Annotated in this window: 18 protein-coding genes, 2 pseudogenes and 1 riboswitch; of the genes and pseudogenes, 8 read left to right on the forward strand and 12 right to left on the reverse strand. The window is 70.4% G+C overall.

The features are described 5' to 3' along the window. Positions 1-13: 13 nt before the first annotated feature. From ACIRRY_RS28265 to ACIRRY_RS28285, 5 genes are all read right to left on the reverse strand, one after another. The gene (locus tag ACIRRY_RS28265) at positions 14-781 is read right to left on the reverse strand and encodes an ABC transporter ATP-binding protein (protein ID WP_403977658.1); all 768 of its coding nucleotides are present in this window, start codon (positions 779-781) and stop codon (positions 14-16) included. Next, positions 781-1,818, reverse strand: coding sequence for a FecCD family ABC transporter permease (locus ACIRRY_RS28270; protein ID WP_403977660.1), 1,038 nt, complete (start codon positions 1,816-1,818; stop codon positions 781-783). The genes ACIRRY_RS28265 and ACIRRY_RS28270 overlap by 1 nt, the downstream gene beginning before the upstream one ends. Positions 1,819-1,946: 128 nt before the next feature. After that, positions 1,947-2,027, reverse strand: a riboswitch (cobalamin riboswitch). A 54-nt stretch (positions 2,028-2,081) separates the two neighbouring features. After that, positions 2,082-2,972 (reverse strand): helix-turn-helix transcriptional regulator, encoded by an 891-nt coding sequence (locus ACIRRY_RS28275; RefSeq protein WP_403977662.1) that lies wholly within the window; start codon positions 2,970-2,972, stop codon positions 2,082-2,084. Positions 2,973-3,036: 64 nt separating this feature from the next. Then, complete coding sequence (locus ACIRRY_RS28280; RefSeq protein ID WP_403977664.1) at positions 3,037-3,963, reverse strand: alpha/beta hydrolase; 927 nt, start codon at positions 3,961-3,963, stop codon at positions 3,037-3,039. A 55-nt stretch (positions 3,964-4,018) separates the two neighbouring features. Continuing rightward, positions 4,019-4,486 carry a cupin domain-containing protein gene (locus ACIRRY_RS28285; RefSeq protein WP_403977666.1) on the reverse strand — a complete coding sequence of 156 codons (468 nt, stop codon included), beginning with the start codon at positions 4,484-4,486 and terminating at the stop codon, positions 4,019-4,021. 146 nt (positions 4,487-4,632) lie between these two features. Between ACIRRY_RS28285 and ACIRRY_RS28290 the strand changes: the two genes are divergently transcribed. Then, positions 4,633-5,295 carry a TMEM175 family protein gene (locus ACIRRY_RS28290; RefSeq protein WP_403977668.1) on the forward strand — a complete coding sequence of 221 codons (663 nt, stop codon included), beginning with the start codon at positions 4,633-4,635 and terminating at the stop codon, positions 5,293-5,295. 10 nt (positions 5,296-5,305) lie between these two features. On the opposite strand, the gene ACIRRY_RS28295 is transcribed toward ACIRRY_RS28290, so the two are convergent. Continuing rightward, positions 5,306-5,536, reverse strand: a complete 231-nt coding sequence (locus tag ACIRRY_RS28295) for an NAD(P)-binding protein (RefSeq protein WP_403977670.1) — start codon at positions 5,534-5,536, stop codon at positions 5,306-5,308. 121 nt (positions 5,537-5,657) lie between these two features. Beyond that, positions 5,658-8,336: a LuxR C-terminal-related transcriptional regulator gene (locus ACIRRY_RS28300; RefSeq protein ID WP_403977672.1), complete on the reverse strand. Its 2,679-nt coding sequence runs from the start codon at positions 8,334-8,336 to the stop codon at positions 5,658-5,660. A 221-nt stretch (positions 8,337-8,557) separates the two neighbouring features. Between ACIRRY_RS28300 and ACIRRY_RS28305 the strand changes: the two genes are divergently transcribed. Beyond that, positions 8,558-8,824 (forward strand): hypothetical protein, encoded by a 267-nt coding sequence (locus tag ACIRRY_RS28305; RefSeq protein ID WP_403977674.1) that lies wholly within the window; start codon positions 8,558-8,560, stop codon positions 8,822-8,824. Positions 8,825-8,864: 40 nt separating this feature from the next. Here ACIRRY_RS28305 and ACIRRY_RS28310 read toward each other — a convergent pair whose 3' ends face one another. The 3 genes from ACIRRY_RS28310 to ACIRRY_RS28320 form a co-directional block, all read right to left on the reverse strand. Beyond that, entirely contained in the window at positions 8,865-9,920 is a 1,056-nt protein-coding gene (locus ACIRRY_RS28310) for an MBL fold metallo-hydrolase (protein WP_403977676.1), read from the reverse strand. 76 nt (positions 9,921-9,996) lie between these two features. Beyond that, positions 9,997-10,677, reverse strand: coding sequence for an SDR family NAD(P)-dependent oxidoreductase (locus tag ACIRRY_RS28315; protein WP_403977678.1), 681 nt, complete (start codon positions 10,675-10,677; stop codon positions 9,997-9,999). 137 nt (positions 10,678-10,814) lie between these two features. Further along, positions 10,815-11,474 carry a ScbR family autoregulator-binding transcription factor gene (locus tag ACIRRY_RS28320; RefSeq protein ID WP_403977680.1) on the reverse strand — a complete coding sequence of 220 codons (660 nt, stop codon included), beginning with the start codon at positions 11,472-11,474 and terminating at the stop codon, positions 10,815-10,817. A 109-nt stretch (positions 11,475-11,583) separates the two neighbouring features. On the opposite strand from ACIRRY_RS28320, the gene ACIRRY_RS28325 reads away from it, so the two are divergent. Both ACIRRY_RS28325 and ACIRRY_RS28330 read left to right on the forward strand, forming a co-directional pair. Then, entirely contained in the window at positions 11,584-12,555 is a 972-nt protein-coding gene (locus ACIRRY_RS28325; protein ID WP_403977682.1) for a ScbA/BarX family gamma-butyrolactone biosynthesis protein, read from the forward strand. A 144-nt stretch (positions 12,556-12,699) separates the two neighbouring features. Beyond that, on the forward strand, positions 12,700-13,083 hold the full coding sequence (locus ACIRRY_RS28330) for a DUF6086 family protein (protein WP_403977684.1): 384 nt from the start codon (positions 12,700-12,702) through the stop codon (positions 13,081-13,083). Positions 13,084-13,249: 166 nt separating this feature from the next. Here the strand turns inward: ACIRRY_RS28330 and ACIRRY_RS28335 are convergent, their stop codons facing one another. Together ACIRRY_RS28335 and ACIRRY_RS28340 are read right to left on the reverse strand one after the other, a co-directional pair. Further along, entirely contained in the window at positions 13,250-13,543 is a 294-nt protein-coding gene (locus ACIRRY_RS28335; RefSeq protein ID WP_403977686.1) for a DUF1330 domain-containing protein, read from the reverse strand. 312 nt (positions 13,544-13,855) lie between these two features. Further along, positions 13,856-14,113: pseudogene (locus ACIRRY_RS28340) on the reverse strand (MarR family winged helix-turn-helix transcriptional regulator); the annotation flags it as partial. Between the two features lie 248 nt (positions 14,114-14,361). On the opposite strand from ACIRRY_RS28340, the gene ACIRRY_RS28345 reads away from it, so the two are divergent. The 4 genes and pseudogenes from ACIRRY_RS28345 to ACIRRY_RS28360 all read left to right on the forward strand — a co-directional run bounded on the left by ACIRRY_RS28345 (position 14,362) and on the right by ACIRRY_RS28360 (position 18,315). Beyond that, on the forward strand, positions 14,362-15,108 hold the full coding sequence (locus tag ACIRRY_RS28345) for a dienelactone hydrolase family protein (protein ID WP_403977688.1): 747 nt from the start codon (positions 14,362-14,364) through the stop codon (positions 15,106-15,108). 199 nt (positions 15,109-15,307) lie between these two features. Then, a pseudogene (locus tag ACIRRY_RS28350) lies at positions 15,308-15,889 on the forward strand (glutaminase); the annotation flags it as partial. A gap of 148 nt (positions 15,890-16,037) precedes the next feature. Next, the gene (locus ACIRRY_RS28355) at positions 16,038-16,730 is read left to right on the forward strand and encodes an aminotransferase class V-fold PLP-dependent enzyme (protein WP_403978350.1); all 693 of its coding nucleotides are present in this window, start codon (positions 16,038-16,040) and stop codon (positions 16,728-16,730) included. 184 nt (positions 16,731-16,914) lie between these two features. Continuing rightward, a complete protein-coding gene (locus ACIRRY_RS28360) occupies positions 16,915-18,315 on the forward strand; it encodes a glutamate decarboxylase (protein ID WP_403977690.1) in 1,401 nt (466 codons plus the stop codon). Positions 18,316-18,324 lie beyond the last annotated feature (9 nt).

Raw genomic sequence — 18,324 nt, forward strand, 5'->3', positions numbered from 1 at the left:
GGGGCGGTTGTCCTTACGGGGTGGGCGGGAGCAGGTCGAACAGGAGCTGGAGGGCGCCGGTCTCGGGGTGTCGTACCGGGTGGGCGCGGACCCCGAACACCTCGGCGAGCAGGGCGGGTTGGAGCACGTCGTGGGGTGGTCCCGACGCGACGATCCGGCCGCCGGCGATCACGTACAGCAGGTCGCAGTGGGCGGCGGCGAGGTTGAGGTCGTGCAGGGCCGCAAGAACGGTCGGGCCGCTGCCGCGCACCAGGGAGAGCACGTCCAACTGGTGCCCGATGTCCAGGTGGTTGGTGGGTTCGTCGAGGACCAGGACCCGGGGTTGTTGGGCGAGTGCGCGGGCGATCAGGACGCGTTGGCGTTCACCGCCGGACAGGGCGAGGAATCCGCGGTCGGCAAGGTGGGTGACGCCGGTGCGTGCCATGGCTGCGGCGCAGATCTCCCGGTCCGACGCGGCCGTCCGGTCCCGGTGCGGGAACCGTCCCATGGCGACCACTTCGGCGACGGTGAAGTCGAACTCGGCGGACGACTCCTGCGGCAGCGCGGCCAACTTCCGTGCGACGGCGCGCGGTTCCATGGTGTGCACGTCGTCGCCGTCGACCCGGATAACGCCCTCGGCCGGTCGCAGCGCCCGGTACACACACCTCAACAGGGTCGATTTTCCGCTGCCGTTGGGGCCGACGAGCCCGACGAAGGCCCCGCTGTCCACGACGAGCCGGATGTCGTGCACCAGCCGCGTCGCGCCCGCGTCGACGGACAGTCCCTCGATGTCGAGTCGCATCAACGCCCCCCGAACGCATAGCCGCCACGCCGCATCAGCAGCAGGAAAGCGGGCACTCCCACGACGGCGGTGATCACGCCGACCGGCAGTTCGGCCGGCGCCAGCAGCAGCCGGGACAGCACGTCCGCCCAGACCAGGAGCACCGCTCCGGCGAGCGGTGCGACCGCGAGGACCCTGCGGTGATCGGCGCCGACGAGCATCCGTACGAGGTGCGGCACCATCAGCCCGACGAAGCCGATGGCCCCGCTGACCGCGACCACGGTCCCCGTGACGGCGGCGGTGACGAGGAACAACTCCCGGCGCAGTCGGCCCGGTTGGACGCCGAGCGCGGCGGAGGTCTCGTCGCCCATGGCGAGGGCGTCGAGCGACTCCGCCCGCCGGCGCAGCCAGGCCCAGCCAGCCGCCACGGTGCCGGCGGCCAGCGGCACCTGCGCCCAGGTCGCCCCGCCCAGGCTGCCCAGCAGCCACATCATCGCGGAACGGGCCGCCTCGCCCCGGGCCGCGCCGAACACCATCACGGTGGTGACGGCTTCGAAGCCGTACGCCAGCGCGGTGCCCGTCAGGATCAGCCGCAGCGGGGTGAGGCCTTGCGGCGAGCGGGCCACGGCGTACACCAGGACCATGGCCGCGAGTGCCGAGGCGAACGCCGACACCGACAGCGCCCACACCCCCAGACCCGCGAACGCGCCCAGCAGGATGACGGCGTTGGCGCCCACCGCGGCGCCCGAGGAGATGCCCAGCACGAAGGGATCGGCGAGCGCGTTGCGGACCATGGCCTGTACGGCGACGCCGACGGACGAGAGTCCCGCCCCGACGACGGCCGCGAGCACGACGCGCGGCAGCCGGATCTCCCAGACGATGGTGTAGGCGGCGGCGTCGGTGGCGTGCACGGTCCCGCCGGTGACTCCGGCCCACAGGAACCGGAACATGTCCGCCGTGCCGATCCCGGCGGCCCCGAGCCCGACCCCGCACAACAGCGACACAAAGAGCAGGAGGACCAGCCCGAGGAGCAAGGGCGGCAAGGGTATTCGGCGCACGGCGGGCGGTCCTTCACCTGGGGCCGCCTGGTGAGCCTCGATCGAGGAGACAGCCCCGGACGACCGTGGAGGCCGCTCGGTCCCCTCTCGCAGTCCACGGCGAGCAGTCAACGGGTCGCACCACCCACGGGCGATCGGACTCGCGCGACGACCAGGGGTCGCCACGCACACCGTTGCGGGTCAGCGCCGGACTCTCACCGGACTTCCCCCGCGGGAGGCCTGGGGAGCGTAACAAACCGGAGCAACCGGTTCATCCGCACCCCTCAACTCGGACCGCCCGTACGTGACATGGCGTGGGCCTGCTGCGGACAGGCGGCCCGCAGGGTGTCCAGCTTCTCCGCGTCGGTCGTCCCGGCGGCCGCCGTGTACGTGACGATCCTGAGGTCGGTGCCGGCGGCCATCACGACGTCGAGATCGAGGTCGAGGTCGCCCACCCGGGGGTGTTCGACGGTCTTGCGGTCGCCGACATGGGTGCGCGCGGTGCCGTTGGACCACAGGTGGGCGAAGCGCGGGCTGTCGTGCAGCATGCGGTCGACGAGGGCGGCGAGCCGCGCGTCATGGGGATGGGCGGCGGCCGTCACCCGCAGGTCGGCGACGAGGTCCTCCTCCTCGACCTCGTCGCCCGCCCAGGACCGGACCGGCCAGGCCGCGATCGGTGCCCGGCCCAGTGCGCCCCTCGGCCGGAACATGCCGGCCACGAGATTGCGCTCGCCCCAGCCGTACGTGCGGGGATCGCCGATCACCTCGGACCACATGTCGTTCCAGCTGACGAGGGTCCAGTCGGCGGCGAACACCGCGGTTGGGTTTCCCGCCAGTTGACCCACCAGCCGGTGCACTCTCGCGGGCACGTGCAGGGACACGTTCCCGGCCGAGGGCGGCGCGAGGTGCGCGCAGCGGAACAGATGGTCGCGCTCGGACGGTTGGAGCCGCAGCGCCCTGGCCAGCGCGGTGACCACCTGGACCGAGGGGTTGCGGGCGCGGCCCTGCTCCAGCCGGACCACGTAGTCGACGGACAGGCCGGCCAGCCCGGCCAGTTCCTCCCGGCGCAGCCCGGGGATACGCCGGTCCCCGCCCGCCTCCAGCCCGCTGTCCTGCGGCGACACCCGCTCGCGCCACCCCCGCAGAGCGATGCCGAAGTGGTTCGTCGTAGCCATGGAGCACATTGTCGTTCAACTGGCGTGCCGCACACGGCTGTTCACCCGCCGGTCGGCGGAGTCTTTACTCGCCGGACGCGTCCCCTTCGGCCGCGTCCCCGTCGGCCCACCGGGCCCGGATGAACGCGCCCGCGGCGTCGAGCGCGGCGGCGCCCTCGTCGAGCATCGCGGCGAACGCCTGGAAGACGTGCGGTACTTGGGGCCAGACCTGCAGTTCGACGTGGACGTCGTGCTCGGCGGCGCGCGCGGCCAGGCGTACGGCGTCGTCCAGGAGGATCTCGTAGGAGCCGACCTGGATGAACAGGGGCGCGAGGCCGGTCAGTTCGGCGAAGACGGGGCTGGCGTGCGGGTCGGTGGGGTCCGTGTCGCCGAGGTAGTCGCGGGCCCGGGCGCGCAGGCCTTCCGGGGTGAGGGAGGCGTCGACGTCGGCCTTGCTCTTCGCGCTGTCGCCGGACACGCTCAGGTCGGCCCACGGGGAGAAGACCGCGGCCGAGGCGGGCTGGGGCAGGCCCGCGTCCTTGGCGGCGACCAGCGTCGCGGCGACGAGCCCGCCGCCCGCGGACTCACCGACGAAGGCGATGGCGGAACTGGGCACGCCGTCGTCCAGCAGGGCCCGGTACACGGCGAGGGCGTCGTCGACCGCGGCGGGGAACGGGTGCTCGGGCGCCAGCCGGTAGTCGACGCAGACCGCGCGCGCACCGGTGCGCCGGGAGACCTCGCCGGCCAGCCCCGCCGCGTCGGCAGCGGAGCCGATGACGTACGCGCCACCGTGCAGGTAGAGCAGGACGGTCGCCGGGTCGGTCGCCGGCGTCTCGACGATGACGACCGGTACGCCGCCCAGTTCGCCCTCGGTGGTCGAGACGTCGGGCGGCAGCGGGATGGACGTCATCATGTCGTGGAAGAGGGCGCGCTGTTCGACGACGTCCCCGCCGAGGTCGAGCGGGCCGTGCCGCAGCATCTCGAGGAGGGCCTGGCGCTGTTGCCGGGACATGGTGATGCCTTTCGTGGTTCCGGTCGATGCGGTGGAGCGGTCGAGCGGGCGTCGGTCAGCGGGGCGGGCCGACGATGACCTGGCCGTACAGGTCGGCGGCCTCGGCCATGATGTCCCGCGAGATCTCGAAGCCCTCGGGGCGCGGGGTCGTGAGGTCACGTCCCGCGTGCCGGAACATGCCCTCGATGCCGCCGGGCGTGCAGATCATCAGCAGGTCGGCCGTGTCGGAGGTGATCCGGTAACCGTGCGGCACGTTCCGCGGCAGGAAGACGATGCCGCCCTCCGACAGCTCCATCTCCTCGTCGTCGCACCACAGCAGCGCACTCCCCTTGATGAGCATGAAGACCTCGTCCTCACGGGTGTGCTTGTGGTACGGCGGTGCCTCGCCCTTGGCGACGGAGAACCGTCCCACGGTCAACTGGCCGCCGGTGGCCGCCGCGTCCAGGAGGACGGCGAACTCGCCGCCGTCGAGCCATTCGAGCTTCTGCTGCTGCTCGGGCTGTGCGAGGTAGGCCATGGTCATGTGGCGTTCCGTTCTGCGCGATCAGCGGTCTCCGGTCGGGGCCGTGCACTGTCCGTCCCATGATCCGCTTCCGCACACGCCGGTAGCCAGCCGTCTGGGTAGGACCAGCAGTACCACTCCCACCACGTGTGGCATTCTCTGCTGCCATGGATGTCTCGACTGATCGACAACTGCCGTCCGAGGACGAGGACATGGAGATCCGGGCCGTCTCCGGCGACCGGCTCACGTTCTTCGGGGACGCGGTGGTCGCCATCGCGCTCACACTGCTGGCGCTGGAACTGCCGGTGCCGGAGGGGTCGACCAACTCCGAGCTGTGGCACTCGGCCACGTCACACCGTGAGAGCTATCTGGCGTTCATGATCAGTTTCGTGGTGATCGCCGCGCACTGGCGCTCGCACCACCGGGTGTTCCGCTATGTCACGGCGACCAACAGCCGCTTGACGTCGCTGACCATGTACTGGCTGCTCACACTGGTGATCACCCCGTTCGCGACGGACGTGATCGGCGGCGAGGGAGCGTTCCAGGCCCGGTTCGTCTTCTACGCCGCCGTACAGTTCGCGTCCTGTCTCCTGTTCATCCTGATGGTCCGCGAGGTCCGCCGCGACGGCCTCCACCGCGTCAGCACCCCGCCCGAGGTCTTCACCCGGTCCATCCGGCGCATCGGCATGGTGGCGCTGGGCTTCCTGCTCTCGATCCCGGTCTCGCTCGTCACGCACTGGGCGTACCTGTGCTGGATCGTGGTGCCGGTCGCCGACACCGTGCTCGACGCCCGGCGCAAACGCTCCGCCCGGCAGGGCCTGGCGGACTGAGCATCCGGGGTCAACTGCCCCGGTCGGTGCCGCGTGAGGTGTGGCCCCAGTCGTGTTCCGGGTCGGCGATCCGGTCGGCGTCGAGCAGGGCGGCCGGGTAGGCGTCGGCGGCGTAGACGTGCCCGGCTTCGAGCAACAGGACCGTGCGCGCGGGGTCCTGGCTGAGGCGGGCCGCGAGGACCGCGCCGGCGGAACCTCCGCCGACGACCACGACATCGGCGGTCGCGGGTACGTCGGCCATGACGAACTCCTCCTGTTGCGCACGGTGTTGGCGAACAGGCCGCGGGTGGAGGGGACTTGGACCCATGGTCGGGGGCGGACAGGTGAGGCCGCGTCGCCGGAATCCGGTGATCGTGCGGCCCTCAGCCGCGGCCGTTCGACAGGAGGCGCAGCTCACGGCCGCGTTGTACCGCCGCGGAGCGGTCGCCGGCGCCGAGCTTGGCGTAGATCCGGCGGATGTGGGTGTTGACGGTGTTGAGGGACACGGACAGTTCGGTGGCGATCTCGGGGCGGGTGAGGTTCGTCGGGAGGTAGCGCAGGACGCGCAGTTCGCTCGGGCTGAGGTGTTCGGCCGGTTCCGTGGCCGGGCGGTCCGGTCCGGCCGGGGTGTTTCCGCGGACGACGTCGAGGATGTCGGAGACCAACGCGGCGTGCGAGGTGCGCTGTTGGAGGTTCTCCAGCAGTTCCCAGGCGCCGGTCATCGCGAAGGGCAGGATCATCCGGTCCGGTTCGGCGAGGTGCAGCGCCTGTTCCACGGCGGTCGCCGTCGCGTGCTCGTCGCCGAGGTCGCGGCAGGCGAGCGCGTCCAGGAGTCGGGCCTCGATCGGGGTGAGGAAGGAGTTGACGGGGGCGGTGCCGTCGAGGACCGGCCCGAGCTCGCGGCGGGCGGCCATGGGGTCCCGCTCGGCGAGGCGGACCACCGCGGCGGCGGCGCGGATCTCGCCGGTGGCGGCCCGCCGTTCGTCGAGGGCGGCGAGGGTGGCCCACGCCTGCTCGACCATGCCGAGGCGGGCCTGGGTGGCCACCGTCCAGGCGGTCACCTGGGACCAGAGCCCGTGCTCGCCTCTCATGTGTGTCTGCACCTGCTCGGCGGCGGTCAACTCGGCCAGGGCGTCGCGGTGTCGACCGCGCGCCGCGAGAAGCATCGCGGACATCAGATGCACCAGCAGCCGGACACCGGGCTCGCCCTCGGACCGGGTGGCGTGCCGGGCGCGCTCCAGCCACTGTTCCCCCTGGTCGAAATCGCCCGCGCAGATCAGCGTCCCGGCGAAGGACACCTGCGCGGGGACGATGACCGCCTCGGCGCCCCAGCCGTACCGGTCGGCCAGCGCCAGAGCCTGCTCGCAGCGCTGCCTGACCAGGGTGAAGGAACGGTTGCCGGAGGCGAAGCCCAGGTGGGCGCGGCAGGCGACCTCCAGATAGGGGCGGTCGATGTCCTGGGCGAGCGCGGCGCCCTCCAGCAGGTGGCGTTCGCTGGCGTCGAGCCGCAGCGACCAGGCCTCGCTGACGCCCAGGTTGAGGAGGGCGAGGGCTCGTAGGTCACCGGCGAGCGCGATCTCCGTGGTGGACCGGCCGGTGGTGGGGGACGGCAGTGCGTCGGCCTGCTCGAACACGGCGTCGAAGTGCCCGCGCAGCCGGGCCAGTAACAGGTCCAGGCACGCGATCGCCATCCGCAGCCGCTGCCGGTGGTCGGGTGCCGTCGTGTCGGCGTACGCCCTGACGAGTTCGAGGTGTGCCTGGGCCTCGTCGAGGCGGTGCTGGTGCAGCTCGGCGTTGGCGTGCACGAGGGCCAGCTCCGGGGGTTCCTCTCCGGTGCGGGCCGGGAAGGCGTGCAGCAGCGCCACGACCGTTCCGGCCTGTCCGTCCAGGGTGAGGCTGACGGTGTGATCGGCGAGCAGCCGGGCCGCCTCGGTCCAGTCGCCGGCGGCCTGCAGATGCCGTACGGCGTCGGCGGCCTGGCCGTGTTCGGCGAACCAGCGGGCGGCCGGCCGGTGCAGTTCCGGGATGTCCCCGGGGAGTGTGCGGCGCAGTTCCAGCCGGAGCAGGTCGGCGAACATGTGGTGGTAGCGGAACCAGGTCCGGCCGGGATCGAGCGCCACGACGAACGCGTTGGCGTCCTCCAGTTCCAGCAGGATGCGTTCCGAGCCGGTCGCGCCCGTGAGGAGGTCCGCCAGTTCGCCGTTGACCCGGTCGAGCAGCGAGGTGCGCAGGAGCAGCCGCTGTACGTCGGGCGGCTGCCGCTCCAGCATCTCGGCCAGCAGGTATTCGGCGACCGTACGGTGGCTGCCGGAGAACTCGGCGACGAACCGTTCCGGATCGGAATGCCCGGCCAGGGAGAGCACGGCGAGCCGCAGCCCGGCCGCCCAGCCCTCGGTGCGCCGGTGCAGGAGACCGGCCACGTCGTCGGACAGCACGATCTTGGCGGCGGCCAGCAGCTCGCGGGTCTCGGCCTCGGTGAAGCGCAGGTGCGCGGCGCGGATCTCGGCCAGTTCGCCGTCCAGCCGCAGCTTGTGCAGACGCAGCGCCGGGTCACGGCGGGTGGCCACGATCGCGTGGGCGCCCGGGGGAAGACAGCTCAGCAGTGTCCCCAACTGCTCGACGGCCGCTGCGGAACCGAGCTCGTGCAGATCGTCGATGACGAGGAAGAAGGGCTTCGGGGACGCCGTGATCTCGGACAGCACCTTGCCCATGACGGCGTCGCCGTCGAAACCGGGCGTCACGGCCGACGGCTCCGCGGCACCCTCGGCGCCGGCCGCCGCGCGGACCTCGTCCAGCAGCGCGAGCCAGAACAACTGCGCGTCCCACTGGCCCGGCCGTACGGACATGAAGGCGATACGGCGGCTCCGGTCCGGCCGGTCCGCCCAGGTGCGCAGCAGCGAGGTCTTTCCGCTGCCGGCGGGCGCGGACACCAGCGTCACCTGCTTCTCGGCCGCGCGGTCCAGGACGGTGACCAGGTCACGGCGGTCGATGAGCCCAGGTCGCCCCCGGCCCGAACCCGCTGCGGCCCGTGGGGCGGGGGGCGCGCGATGTCCATCAGGCACGCGGTCAGCGTAACCGAGCGCTCTGATCATTCCCACGGGAAACAGACCGTCGCTCCCCCGACGTGGTGGCGTGGCTCGGGTCGTCGGGGTCGACGCGCTGCCGGCCGCGCGCGAGGCGAGTCTGCGCGACCGGCCGGGTCTCTACGCCGACTACGTGGTCGGCGACTTCCTGCGTCCCGACGCGCTCCGTGAGGCTCTGCTCCCGTACGCGCTCGGGGGGGGTGTCGGCGGGGGCGTTCGGCGGCACGCACGCCACGCCTCGGGCCCTCGACAACGCGCTCGCGGTGCTGCCGTCCGGCACTCCCGTGGCCTTCACGATCAGCGAGCGGTGGATGGACGTATCCGATCCGGACGGGTTCGGCGTCGCGGTCGAACGGCTGGTGGCCGAGGGACGCCTCTCGGTGCTGGAACGCACACGGTTCCAGCACCGGGTGACGACGACCGGCGAGCCGATCTTCTACGAGCTCCTCGTGGGCGCGACCGGCTGATCCGGGTGGGTTCAACTCCCTTGCCCGCGCCGGACTTTGATCAGGCGTGGACCTGCGAACCCAGGCCGAGGTCGAGGCGGAGCGACTCGAGGACGATGAACGTCGTGCTGGCCGTGTAGACGTCGGCGGCGGCCAGGACGCCGGTGTACTTCTTGATGACCGGGTCGGCGGCGTAGGCGACTTGGGCGGCCTGGTACTCCTTGACCGCGGCCCAGGCGTTGTCGCCGTACTTGACGAAGTACGGCGTGGGGTCGATCGTCGCCAGCGCCTTCTTGACGTTCTCGACGATGTCGTTCACGTACTGCTGGTAGACGACCATGTCCTGGCGGGTGCCGAGCCGGCCCATGTGGCCGCCGATGTAGTGCTTCCACGGATACGTCAGGGACTTGGCCGGGGCGGCTATGGAGGCGGGCACGTCCTCGTTCAGGTTGAAGCTGTCGAAGGGGACCCAGCCGGGCAGGTTGACGTCGACCAGCATGAGCGTGTCGTGGTCCGGCAGGTGGATGTAGATGTTGTCGGGCGAGTGGTTGGTGCCGCGCCACGCCAGGTCGACGCGCTCGCCGCCCACGCGCAGCGTGTAGCGCTTCTCGAACGTCACGTCGGGCAGCGGCCGGGTCGGGTCGTTGTCGCGGGCCAGGAGCCGCCGGTTCTCGGCGTGGCCGATCCGGGTCACATGCCGGCCGAACAGCGACGACGCTCCGAGGTGGTCGGCGTGGTGGTGGGAGTAGATCAGGTGGGTCACTCTGTTGGAGACACCGTTGGCGGCGGCTATCTCGTCGATGGCGCGCTGGAGGTTGTGCTCGATGGTGGGCGGCGCGTCGAACAGCACGACACCCTCACGGGTCGTCAGGAAGGCCGCCTGGTAGGTGCCGTCGGTCACCCAGTACAGGTTCTTCGTGACCCGACCGATGTGGTAGCCCTGCGCGTTGACGGCGGGACCGAGCGCGGACGGCGGGATCGGCGCGTAGTCGGGCAGCGTGGGAGTGGCGGCGGAGGCCTGGCCGGCGAGCGCGCCGTCGGCCAGCGCGGCAACCGTCGGAACGGCCGCCAGCACCGCGCTTCGGGCGAGGAACGAGCGGCGGTTCGTCGATGACATGGTGGATCCCCTCGGACAGTGGTGAGGTACGGGTGACGGTGGCGTGGATCGAGGTGGGGGCGTCGGACCTGCCCGGCTACACGCCGTGGGCCGGCACGATCGCGCCGCTGATGTTCGTCGCGAGGTCGCCGACGAGAAACGCGATGACGTTCGCGATCGTCTCCGGCGGTACGGCGTGCGCGAGCGCCTCCGGAGGGAGCATCGCCCGGTTCTTGGCCGTGTCGAGGAGCTGCGGCGCCACCGCGTTCACACGGATGCCGTGCGGGCGCAGCTCCAGGTCGAGAACGCGGACGAGGTGATTGAGTGCCGCCTTGCTGAGGCTGTAGGCGGCCACGCCGAGGGTCGGCTCGCTGGCCGGCCGCGCGGACACGTGCACGATGGCGCCTCCGCCGCGCCCGCGCATGTACGGCGCCACGGCCTGGCTCAGCCACAGCGCGGCGCCGAGGTTGACGTCCATCATGAGCCGCAGGTCCTCGGGGGTCGCGGCGAGCGCCTCTCCCGGGCGGAACACACCGAGGGTGTTCACCAGCACCTCGGGAGGTCCGGACTCGGTGGCGATCCGGTCGATGACGTTCCTGGCCACGGTGGGGTCGGTCGCGTCGCCCTCTTCCCGCCGGATGCCGTCGGGCACTGCGTCCAGCGCCTTCTCCGTGCGGTCGACCGCCGTCACCGTGAACCCGGCGTCCGCGAGCAGCAGCGCCGTGGCAAGACCCAGGTCACCGCCCGCACCGACCACCACTGCTACGCGCTCGCTCATGAGACCGCCTCCTTGCCGGGCGTTGCCAGGCTTGCCCGGCATTGCCGAAGTCCCTTGCCGTTCCTGTGCGTTGGCACGCACCCAGGTTTGTCGCGGGACAGGTGAGCGATCCTCACCGGATTCCGGTGATCTGGTGATCAGGCGCTAGCCGCAGGCTGCCCCGGAGTACCCGCAAGGAGCTTCCGGGCCCCCTCCAGACACTTCGCCGGATCGACCGGCGCCGCCTGGAGCCCGGGCAGCAGCAGAATCCACAGGTCGGTCACCGCGTCCTCGATGTTGCGGCGGTCGTCCAGTGCGTCGGAGACGGTGTGCGTGCCGAAGAAGCTGGAGACGAGGACCCGCGCGGCGCGCTCGGCATCGATGCCGGGGGCGAGTTCACCCGCTTCCGTGGCGGCGGCCAGCATGCGGGCAGCCGCGTCGATCCACCCCACGAAGGGCCGGGGCAGGGACACGGGGATGGATCTGCGCTCGCTCCAGAGTCTGTTGCCGGCGCGGACGATCACGTTGTCCCGGAATTCCCGGGCCACGGCGAGACTCAACCCCACCAGTCGGTCGAGAACCGGGGCATTCCGGGATTCCCAGTGCTCCACATAGCGCGGCCATTCGGCGAAATGGGCTTCCAGAACGCCCCGGGCCAGCCCTTCTTTACTGCCGAAATGGAAATAGATCGCGCCGCTGGTGTACCCGCTCGTACGCGCCACATCGCTGATGCTCGTACCGACGTACCCGTGCTGTTCGAACAGCACCGCGGCCGTCGCCAGAACAGCCCGCCGGGTGACTTCCGCACGTTCCTGCATTTTCTCGGTCGCCCCTGTCCTGCGTGCCGGATCGTCTTTTCCGGTGAATCTAGCCGACAGGCCGACGTTTCCCGCACGTATGCCGGAGAACCATAGCTTCTATTATTTTATGACCGACTCACGCTCTCTCGCACCGCCCGAAGCCACCCCGGAACATCTGACGCTGAACTGGGACAGCTGTGTGTCCCGGACCCTCGTGCACCGCAGAGCGGTCGCCGAAGTCCTGCTCACCGACGCCCGGGCACTGGGCGACGACCAGTTCCTCCTCGCCGCCCAGTGGCCGCGCTCGTACGCCACGTCCCGTACTGGTGCCGGTGGCGGTCCCGGGTCCAGTTCCGGTTCCGGTTGCGACGAACGGCACGATCCGATACTGGCCGCCGAGACCATTCGCCAGGTCGGCCTCTACATCTGCCAGCGCTTTCTCGGCGCCCCGAGCACGAGCAGACCCGTCATCAGGAGCGTCGGGTTCCGGCTCGACAACGACACGGAGCCGGTGGTGGGTTACGGCGCCACCGATGTGCTGTGCCGGGCCGAGGTGTTCGACGTGCGCCGCGCTGACGACGTGCCGTGGCCGGTCGCGCTGAGCGTACGGATCCAACTCTCCGCCGCCGGGCGTGAGTTCGGCTCGGCCTTCGGACGCGTCCGGGTCCTGTCCGAGGAGGAGTACGAGACGTTCCGCGGCCCGAACGCCGCCGCCGGCCCCGTTCCGGACGACGTGCACCGGCGCCCTTCGCCCACCGAGGTGTGGGTCCCGTCCCCCGGCGACGTGATGCTCGTCCGCGACCCTTCCGGAGCTCTGCTGGTGGCGCCCGCGGACCTGCGCCACCCACGGTTCTTCGACCACCCCAGCGACCACGTACCCGGCATGGTCCTGCTGGAGGCGGCCCGACAGGCGGCCTGCCTGGCGGGGGCCTCCCCCGGCCGACTGAGCGGCTGCCACATGCGGGCCCTGCGCTTCACCGAGTGGAACTCCCCCGTCCATGTCGAATGCGGACCGGCCGAGGACGGCTGGGCCTTCCAGGTCACCCAGGACGGCGATACGACAGCCTCCGGCACCCTGTCGTTCGCGACACAGGGGTAACTCACCCGCGATGGACGCCTGTTCACGCGAAGAACGGGCGCCCATCGCAAAGAGCGCAACGCGGTGACCACCGACATACCCAAGTGCCGACCGTTCCCCGATCTCCTACTCTGTGCCGGGGCCGTCGATCAGGGGGAACCGACGATGAGCATGTACTTCGACATCGGCGACGAGACGCTCTGGAACCCGTCGAACGGCGCGGGACGCCTCTTTCTACGACAACTCGAGCTCTTCGAGGCGGAGTTGAACCTGCCCTCGGGAATCGGCCAGGGCAAGTACTGGGGCGACCCCGACACACTCGAGGTCGATCCGGCCGTATACGCGGAGTTCGTACGCGCCCTGGTCGCCCGTCATCGCCGTACAGCGCACTCCGTGATCCTCGCGCTCTCCGAGGGGTTCGTGGCAACGGCGGTCGCACTCGCCCGGCGCGCCGAAATCGACGTCCGGATTCCCGACGACCCGCGCACCACATCAGCCGCCGTCGTCACCGCACTGGCCACCCGGGCAAGGGAGTTGGACGGGCTGTGACCCAGATACGCGCCAAAGGGGCAACGAGATGATCTTGAAGCCTGAGCGCCCGTCGGTCATCACCCTTTCCGTTCAGTGTCGTTGGTGGTGATGCTGAAGTCGTACCGGCGGACGGGGTGTTTCCCCGCAGTCGGCTTCGTCTTCGTCGCCGACGCAGCCTCGGTCGTCAGTCGAGGCCTTCGATGATGCGGAAGTCGCGCTCGACGCCGTCGGCAAGTGCGGTCAGCGCCTCCTGGTAGGCCGCGCTCTCGTGCGCCGCGACGGCCTGCTCGAAGCTGTCGAACTCGATCAGGACGGTGCGCTCGGCGATTCCGGCGTCGTGTGCGACGATCCGGCCGCCGCGGGCGAGCGGCCGCCCGCCCGCGGCCTTGACGGCCGGAGCAGCCAGCTCGTTGTAGGCAGCCAGCTTCTCGGGGTCCGCGATGGTGCGGTAGGCGCTGACCCAATAGCCCTTGGCCACGGTTACCTCCTGTGTTCGGAATTGATGCTCAGAAGCATGTTCAGATCCATGGTCGGCGCGCTGTGGGTCAGCGAGCCGGAGACGGCATCGAAGTCGGACAGCTTCGATCCTCAGTCTTCCGTTCGACTCGACCGGCCCGAACCCGGCACACCGACCGGGGCTGTGATCGGATCGTCAGCGTCCACTGCGCGCTGTCGAGGGAGACGTGGAACGTGGTCGCCACGCTGATGATGAGCGGCGTCCCGAGGCTGGCGACCGCCGCCACGACCAGGGCGGTGGACATCAGGGCGGGGACCAGCAGACGTGTCCGTCGATCAATCGCGCGTACGCGTCGACGCCCGCCTGGCGTCGCGTCCGGACGTACGACGCGCCGGCCCCGGTCAGGCACACCAGCCTGACCCGCTTGTCGGACGGATCGCCCTTCCGCTCGACCAGCCCGGATTCCTCCATCACCCGGACCAGGACGGTCATCGCGGGCTGGGTGACGCCCCCGGCCACCGCCAGATCGGTGATCCGTCGCGGGCCGGTCTTGTCCAGGGTGGCCAAGGTGGCGGCGGACGTCAGACTCATGTCGCGGGGAAGGCGTCTCACGGCCCTGGTGGCCAGACCGTAGAGGGCTGACCCGATGGCATCGGAAGCGCCGTGCGCGGCGTCTCGGCGACTCACGCCTGAAGCATTGGCACTATATGAATCCTTTATGCATCTCCGGGTCGGGGTTCTCGTGAGCCCTCGCCGTATGCCAGAGGGATACCCGCGCTGATCTGCCAGCGGCAGAACACCGGCCGAACCAGGCTCGACGATCACTACAGTCCAGTCTCATGGCGACGATTACGACGCGTACGGTCGAGTATCCGGCCGACGGTCTGACGATGATCGGGCACCTCGCGCTCCCGGCCGGTGTCGACCGCCGGCCCGCGGTGCTGCTCGGACCGGAGGGGATGGGCCTCAGCGACGTCGAGCGCCGCCGGGCCGATGCCCTCGCCGAACTGGGATATACAACGCTGGCCTTCGACCTTCACGGCGGGCGCTATCTGGGCGACCCCGAGGAGATGCTGGCCCGCTGCCTGCCGCTGCTCGCTGATCCCGACCGGATGCGCGTCATCGGCCATGCGGCGCTCGACGTGTTGCGCACCGAACCCCGGACCGACCCCGACCGGATCGCCGTCGTCGGCTACGGCACCGGGGGCGCCGTCGGGCTGGAACTCGGGCGCGACGGCGTCAGCCTGCGCGCGATCGGGACAGTCAACGCACTGACCACGGGCCGACCGGGCGAGGCGGCGCGCATTCGCTGCCCGGTGTGGGCCGGGGTCGGATCGGAAGACCCGATCATGCCGCCCGCGCAACGGAACGCGTTCACCGCCGAGATGCAGGCCGCGGGCGTCGACTGGCGCCTCACGGTCTACGGCGGCGCCCTGCACGCCTTCCACCACCCGCCGGTCGACCACCCCATCGTCCCCGGCGTCGGCTACCACCCACGGCACGCGCGGCGAGCCTGGCGCGACGTCGTCGACCTGCTCGCCGAGTGCCTGCCCGTGACGGAGGATCTCGGGCCATGCCCCAGGTAAGCATGCTGGCGCCGGGCATGGTCGGCGCCGGGCACTGACAATCCTCTCCCCTCAAGTCCGCACAGCAGAAACGCATTCGGGCGGATGATCGATCGCGGAAACGCGCTCGCAACTGCCGCAGAAAATGCCGGATTTACCGCGACAGAGCCCCTGCCGTGATCACCGCGACCTGCGGCGGGCCATTCCGGCCGCCGGGGCGATGCGTACGCATTCACTGCGTGCGGCAGTGTCAGGAGGACGGGGCGCCGTGACGATCGAATCGGTGACCGATCTCGGGAGTGGGGACGCGCTTCGGTTGCCGCGCTCGGGTCGTACCTCTGTCCGCCCCGGGAATCACCGGCAGTCCAGCACCGCCCAGCTACTGCCCCGGCTCATCGCCCGCCGCACGTGCGGCCCGCTGTGTCTCACCGCCCGCAAGGCACCAGCCGGAGCACCCCCGGATCCAGGGAATTCTCGACGCGACCCAGGACGGTCCAGGCGAACGGGAAATGGATTTCCGGGAGTTCGTCGCCCTGATCCAGCATCACAGCGGTCTGATCCAGCGGGCCATGCGGAACTCCCTGATCGTTCCCGATTTCCAGTCCCTGACCTCGGAGATCGACCAGATCCACCACGACCTGATTCCGGCGCGCGCGGCGGCGCCGTGGCCGACTGCATCCCCCAACTGGCCCGTATCAACCCGGAACAGTTCGCGATCCCGCTGTGCACCATCGACGGCCAGCGGTACACCGTGGGCGACAGCGAGGTCCCCTTCTGCGTGCAGTCCGTCTCCAAGACGGTGAGCTACCGCATGGCCCTCGAAGAGCAGGGCGTCGAGACCGCCCACCGGCACATCGGCCGTGTCGAAACTCCTCGGCACCCGGTCGTCCGGCGTGCCCTCGCAGAATTCCGCCCCGGCCGGCAAGACCTCCGCCCCGGCCCCCGCCTGAATTTCCGCGTCCTTTCACCGGACTCACAAAAATTACACTGGGTTCCCGGTTCAGGCCGGCCACCCAGCACCTCGCGAGCGCGTCCGGGCCGTCCCCCATCTCCGCGTGGCCGTGGGCGAGTTGGGCGCCGACTTCTACGTCCTGCCCGGCCACAAGCTCTTCGGCCCGACCGGAATCGGTGTCCTGTACGGCCGTTCGGAACTCCTTGGGGAGATACCGCCCTGGCAGGGCGGTGGCGCGATGATCAAGTCCGTCAGTTTCGAGCAGACCCAATACGCCCCGCCCCCACAGAAGTTCGAGGCGGGCACCGGCCACATCGCCGGCGCGATCGGGCTCGGCGCAGCCGCCGACCATCTCGAATCCATCGGCCTGGACGCGGCCCACGCCCACGAGAGGGCACTCGTCGCGTACGCCCGACACCGCCTCGCCGAGGATGTGCCGGGCCTGCGCCCGCTCGGCTCCTCGAACGGGGTCGGCGTCACGGCCTTCACCATCGACGGCACCGACCCCGCCCATATCGCCAGGACGCTGGACACCGCCGGTATCGCGGTCCGGGCCGGCCACCACTGCGCCCAGCCCGTCCTACGGCGCTACGGCCTCACCGCCGCCGTCCGCCCTTCCTTCGCCTTCTACAACACCCACGGCGAATTCGACCGACTGGTACAGGAGCTGAGCCAGGTCCGACGGCGCTGACCTCGCCGTGTCGGGGGCTTCTGCTCTGCAAAAAGTAATGTCCAGTATGTACAAGGGAAAATCCAGTTCATCAGTCCGCAAATCGATCACTGGATCGGTGTAATCGACACATACGCCGCACCTCTCAGCGATCTAGCGTCGGAGTGCACGGGGCCGCACGGACCAGAAAGGCATCCAGACACTCATGCCCATCCCGCATACCGACGTCATGCCCGAAGCCGAGTTCGACACCCTGACCCTTTCCCGCGGCGGCGGTCTCCCGCCGGCCGTCGATCTCCTCCAGCCCGTCGACGAGCTGCCCGAGTTCGCGTCGGAACCCGACCTGGTCTGCCGCCGCGTACGCGACGAGCTGATGCTCGACGGCAACGCCCGGCTGAACCTCGCCACCTTCGTGACGACCTGGATGGAGCCGCAGGCAAGGGAGTTGATGGCGGAAACCGCCGAGAAGAACCTCGCCGACCGCGCCGAGTACCCGCAGATCACGGCGATGGAGGAGCGCTGCGTACGGATGCTCGCCCGACTGTGGCACGCGCCGCGGCCGGAGCAGGTCCACGGCTGCTCGACGACCGGTTCCAGCGAGGCCGCGATGCTCGGCGGCCTCGCGCTCAAGCGCCGCTGGCAGGAACGCCGGCGTGCCCAGGGCAAGGACACCGCGCGCCCGAACATCGTGATGGGCGCGAACGTCCAGGTGTGCTGGAAGAAGTTCGCCAACTACTTCGAGGTGGAGCCGCGTTACGTCCCGATGGAACCGGGCCGCTACCACCTCACGGCCGACACGCTCACCGCGTACTGCGACGACAACACCATCGGCGTGGTGACGATCCTCGGGTCCACGTTCGACGGTTCCTACGAGCCCGTCGCGGACGTCTGCATGGCACTGGACGGCTACCAGGCCGCCACCGGCACCGACATCCCCGTGCATGTCGACGGCGCGTCCGGCGCGATGGTCGCCCCGTTCCTCGACCCGGGCCTCATGTGGGACTTCCAGCTCGAACGCGTCGCCTCCATCAACACCTCGGGGCACAAGTACGGCCATGTCTTCCCCGGCCTGGGCTGGGCCCTGTGGCGCGACGCCGAAGCCCTCCCCGACGACCTGGTGTTCGAGGTCGACTACCTCGGTGGCAGCTCCCCCAGCTTCACCCTCAACTTCTCCCGCCCGGGCGCGCATGTCGTCGCGCAGTACTACAGCTTCCTCCGCTACGGCTTCGAAGGGCTGCGCGATCTGGCGGCCCAGAGCCGCGCCACGGCCCGCGCACTCGCCGCACGCATCCAGGCCGTCGCCCCCTACGAGTTGATCACGGACGGCTCCGAACTCCCGGCGTTCGCCTTCCGGTTGGTGCCCGGCGCGCAGAGCTTCACGGTCTTCGACGTCTCCCACGCGATGCGCACCCGCGGCTGGCATCTGCCCGCCTACAGTTTCCCCGCGCCCTGCCAGGACGTCTCCGTACTGCGTCTGGTGGTGCGCACCGGATTCACCGCGGAACTCGCGGGCATGTTCATCGCCGACCTGACCGAGGTCACCAGGAGCCTGCACACCACCCTGCCGACCCCCGCACCACCGCTCAAGCCACTCGTCACCGCCTGACAAGGAGAG

This window comes from Streptomyces sp. NPDC101776, assembly GCF_044766845.1.
In the GTDB taxonomy this organism is placed as follows: domain Bacteria; phylum Actinomycetota; class Actinomycetes; order Streptomycetales; family Streptomycetaceae; genus Streptomyces.

Excerpts from the sequence above, each read along its gene's own strand:
- ACIRRY_RS28265 (WP_403977658.1), bottom strand. The coding sequence starts at position 781 with ATGCGACTCGACATCGAGGGACTGTCCGTCGACGCGGGCGCGACGCGG.
- ACIRRY_RS28275 (WP_403977662.1), bottom strand. The coding sequence starts at position 2,972 with ATGGCTACGACGAACCACTTCGGCATCGCTCTGCGGGGGTGGCGCGAG.
- ACIRRY_RS28280 (WP_403977664.1), bottom strand. The coding sequence starts at position 3,963 with ATGTCCCGGCAACAGCGCCAGGCCCTCCTCGAGATGCTGCGGCACGGC.
- ACIRRY_RS28285 (WP_403977666.1), bottom strand. The coding sequence starts at position 4,486 with ATGACCATGGCCTACCTCGCACAGCCCGAGCAGCAGCAGAAGCTCGAA.
- ACIRRY_RS28290 (WP_403977668.1), top strand. The coding sequence starts at position 4,633 with ATGGATGTCTCGACTGATCGACAACTGCCGTCCGAGGACGAGGACATG.
- ACIRRY_RS28295 (WP_403977670.1), bottom strand. The coding sequence starts at position 5,536 with ATGGCCGACGTACCCGCGACCGCCGATGTCGTGGTCGTCGGCGGAGGT.
- ACIRRY_RS28310 (WP_403977676.1), bottom strand. The coding sequence starts at position 9,920 with ATGTCATCGACGAACCGCCGCTCGTTCCTCGCCCGAAGCGCGGTGCTG.
- ACIRRY_RS28315 (WP_403977678.1), bottom strand. The coding sequence starts at position 10,677 with ATGAGCGAGCGCGTAGCAGTGGTGGTCGGTGCGGGCGGTGACCTGGGT.
- ACIRRY_RS28320 (WP_403977680.1), bottom strand. The coding sequence starts at position 11,474 with ATGCAGGAACGTGCGGAAGTCACCCGGCGGGCTGTTCTGGCGACGGCC.
- ACIRRY_RS28325 (WP_403977682.1), top strand. The coding sequence starts at position 11,584 with ATGACCGACTCACGCTCTCTCGCACCGCCCGAAGCCACCCCGGAACAT.
- ACIRRY_RS28330 (WP_403977684.1), top strand. The coding sequence starts at position 12,700 with ATGAGCATGTACTTCGACATCGGCGACGAGACGCTCTGGAACCCGTCG.
- ACIRRY_RS28345 (WP_403977688.1), top strand. The coding sequence starts at position 14,362 with ATGGCGACGATTACGACGCGTACGGTCGAGTATCCGGCCGACGGTCTG.
- ACIRRY_RS28360 (WP_403977690.1), top strand. The coding sequence starts at position 16,915 with ATGCCCATCCCGCATACCGACGTCATGCCCGAAGCCGAGTTCGACACC.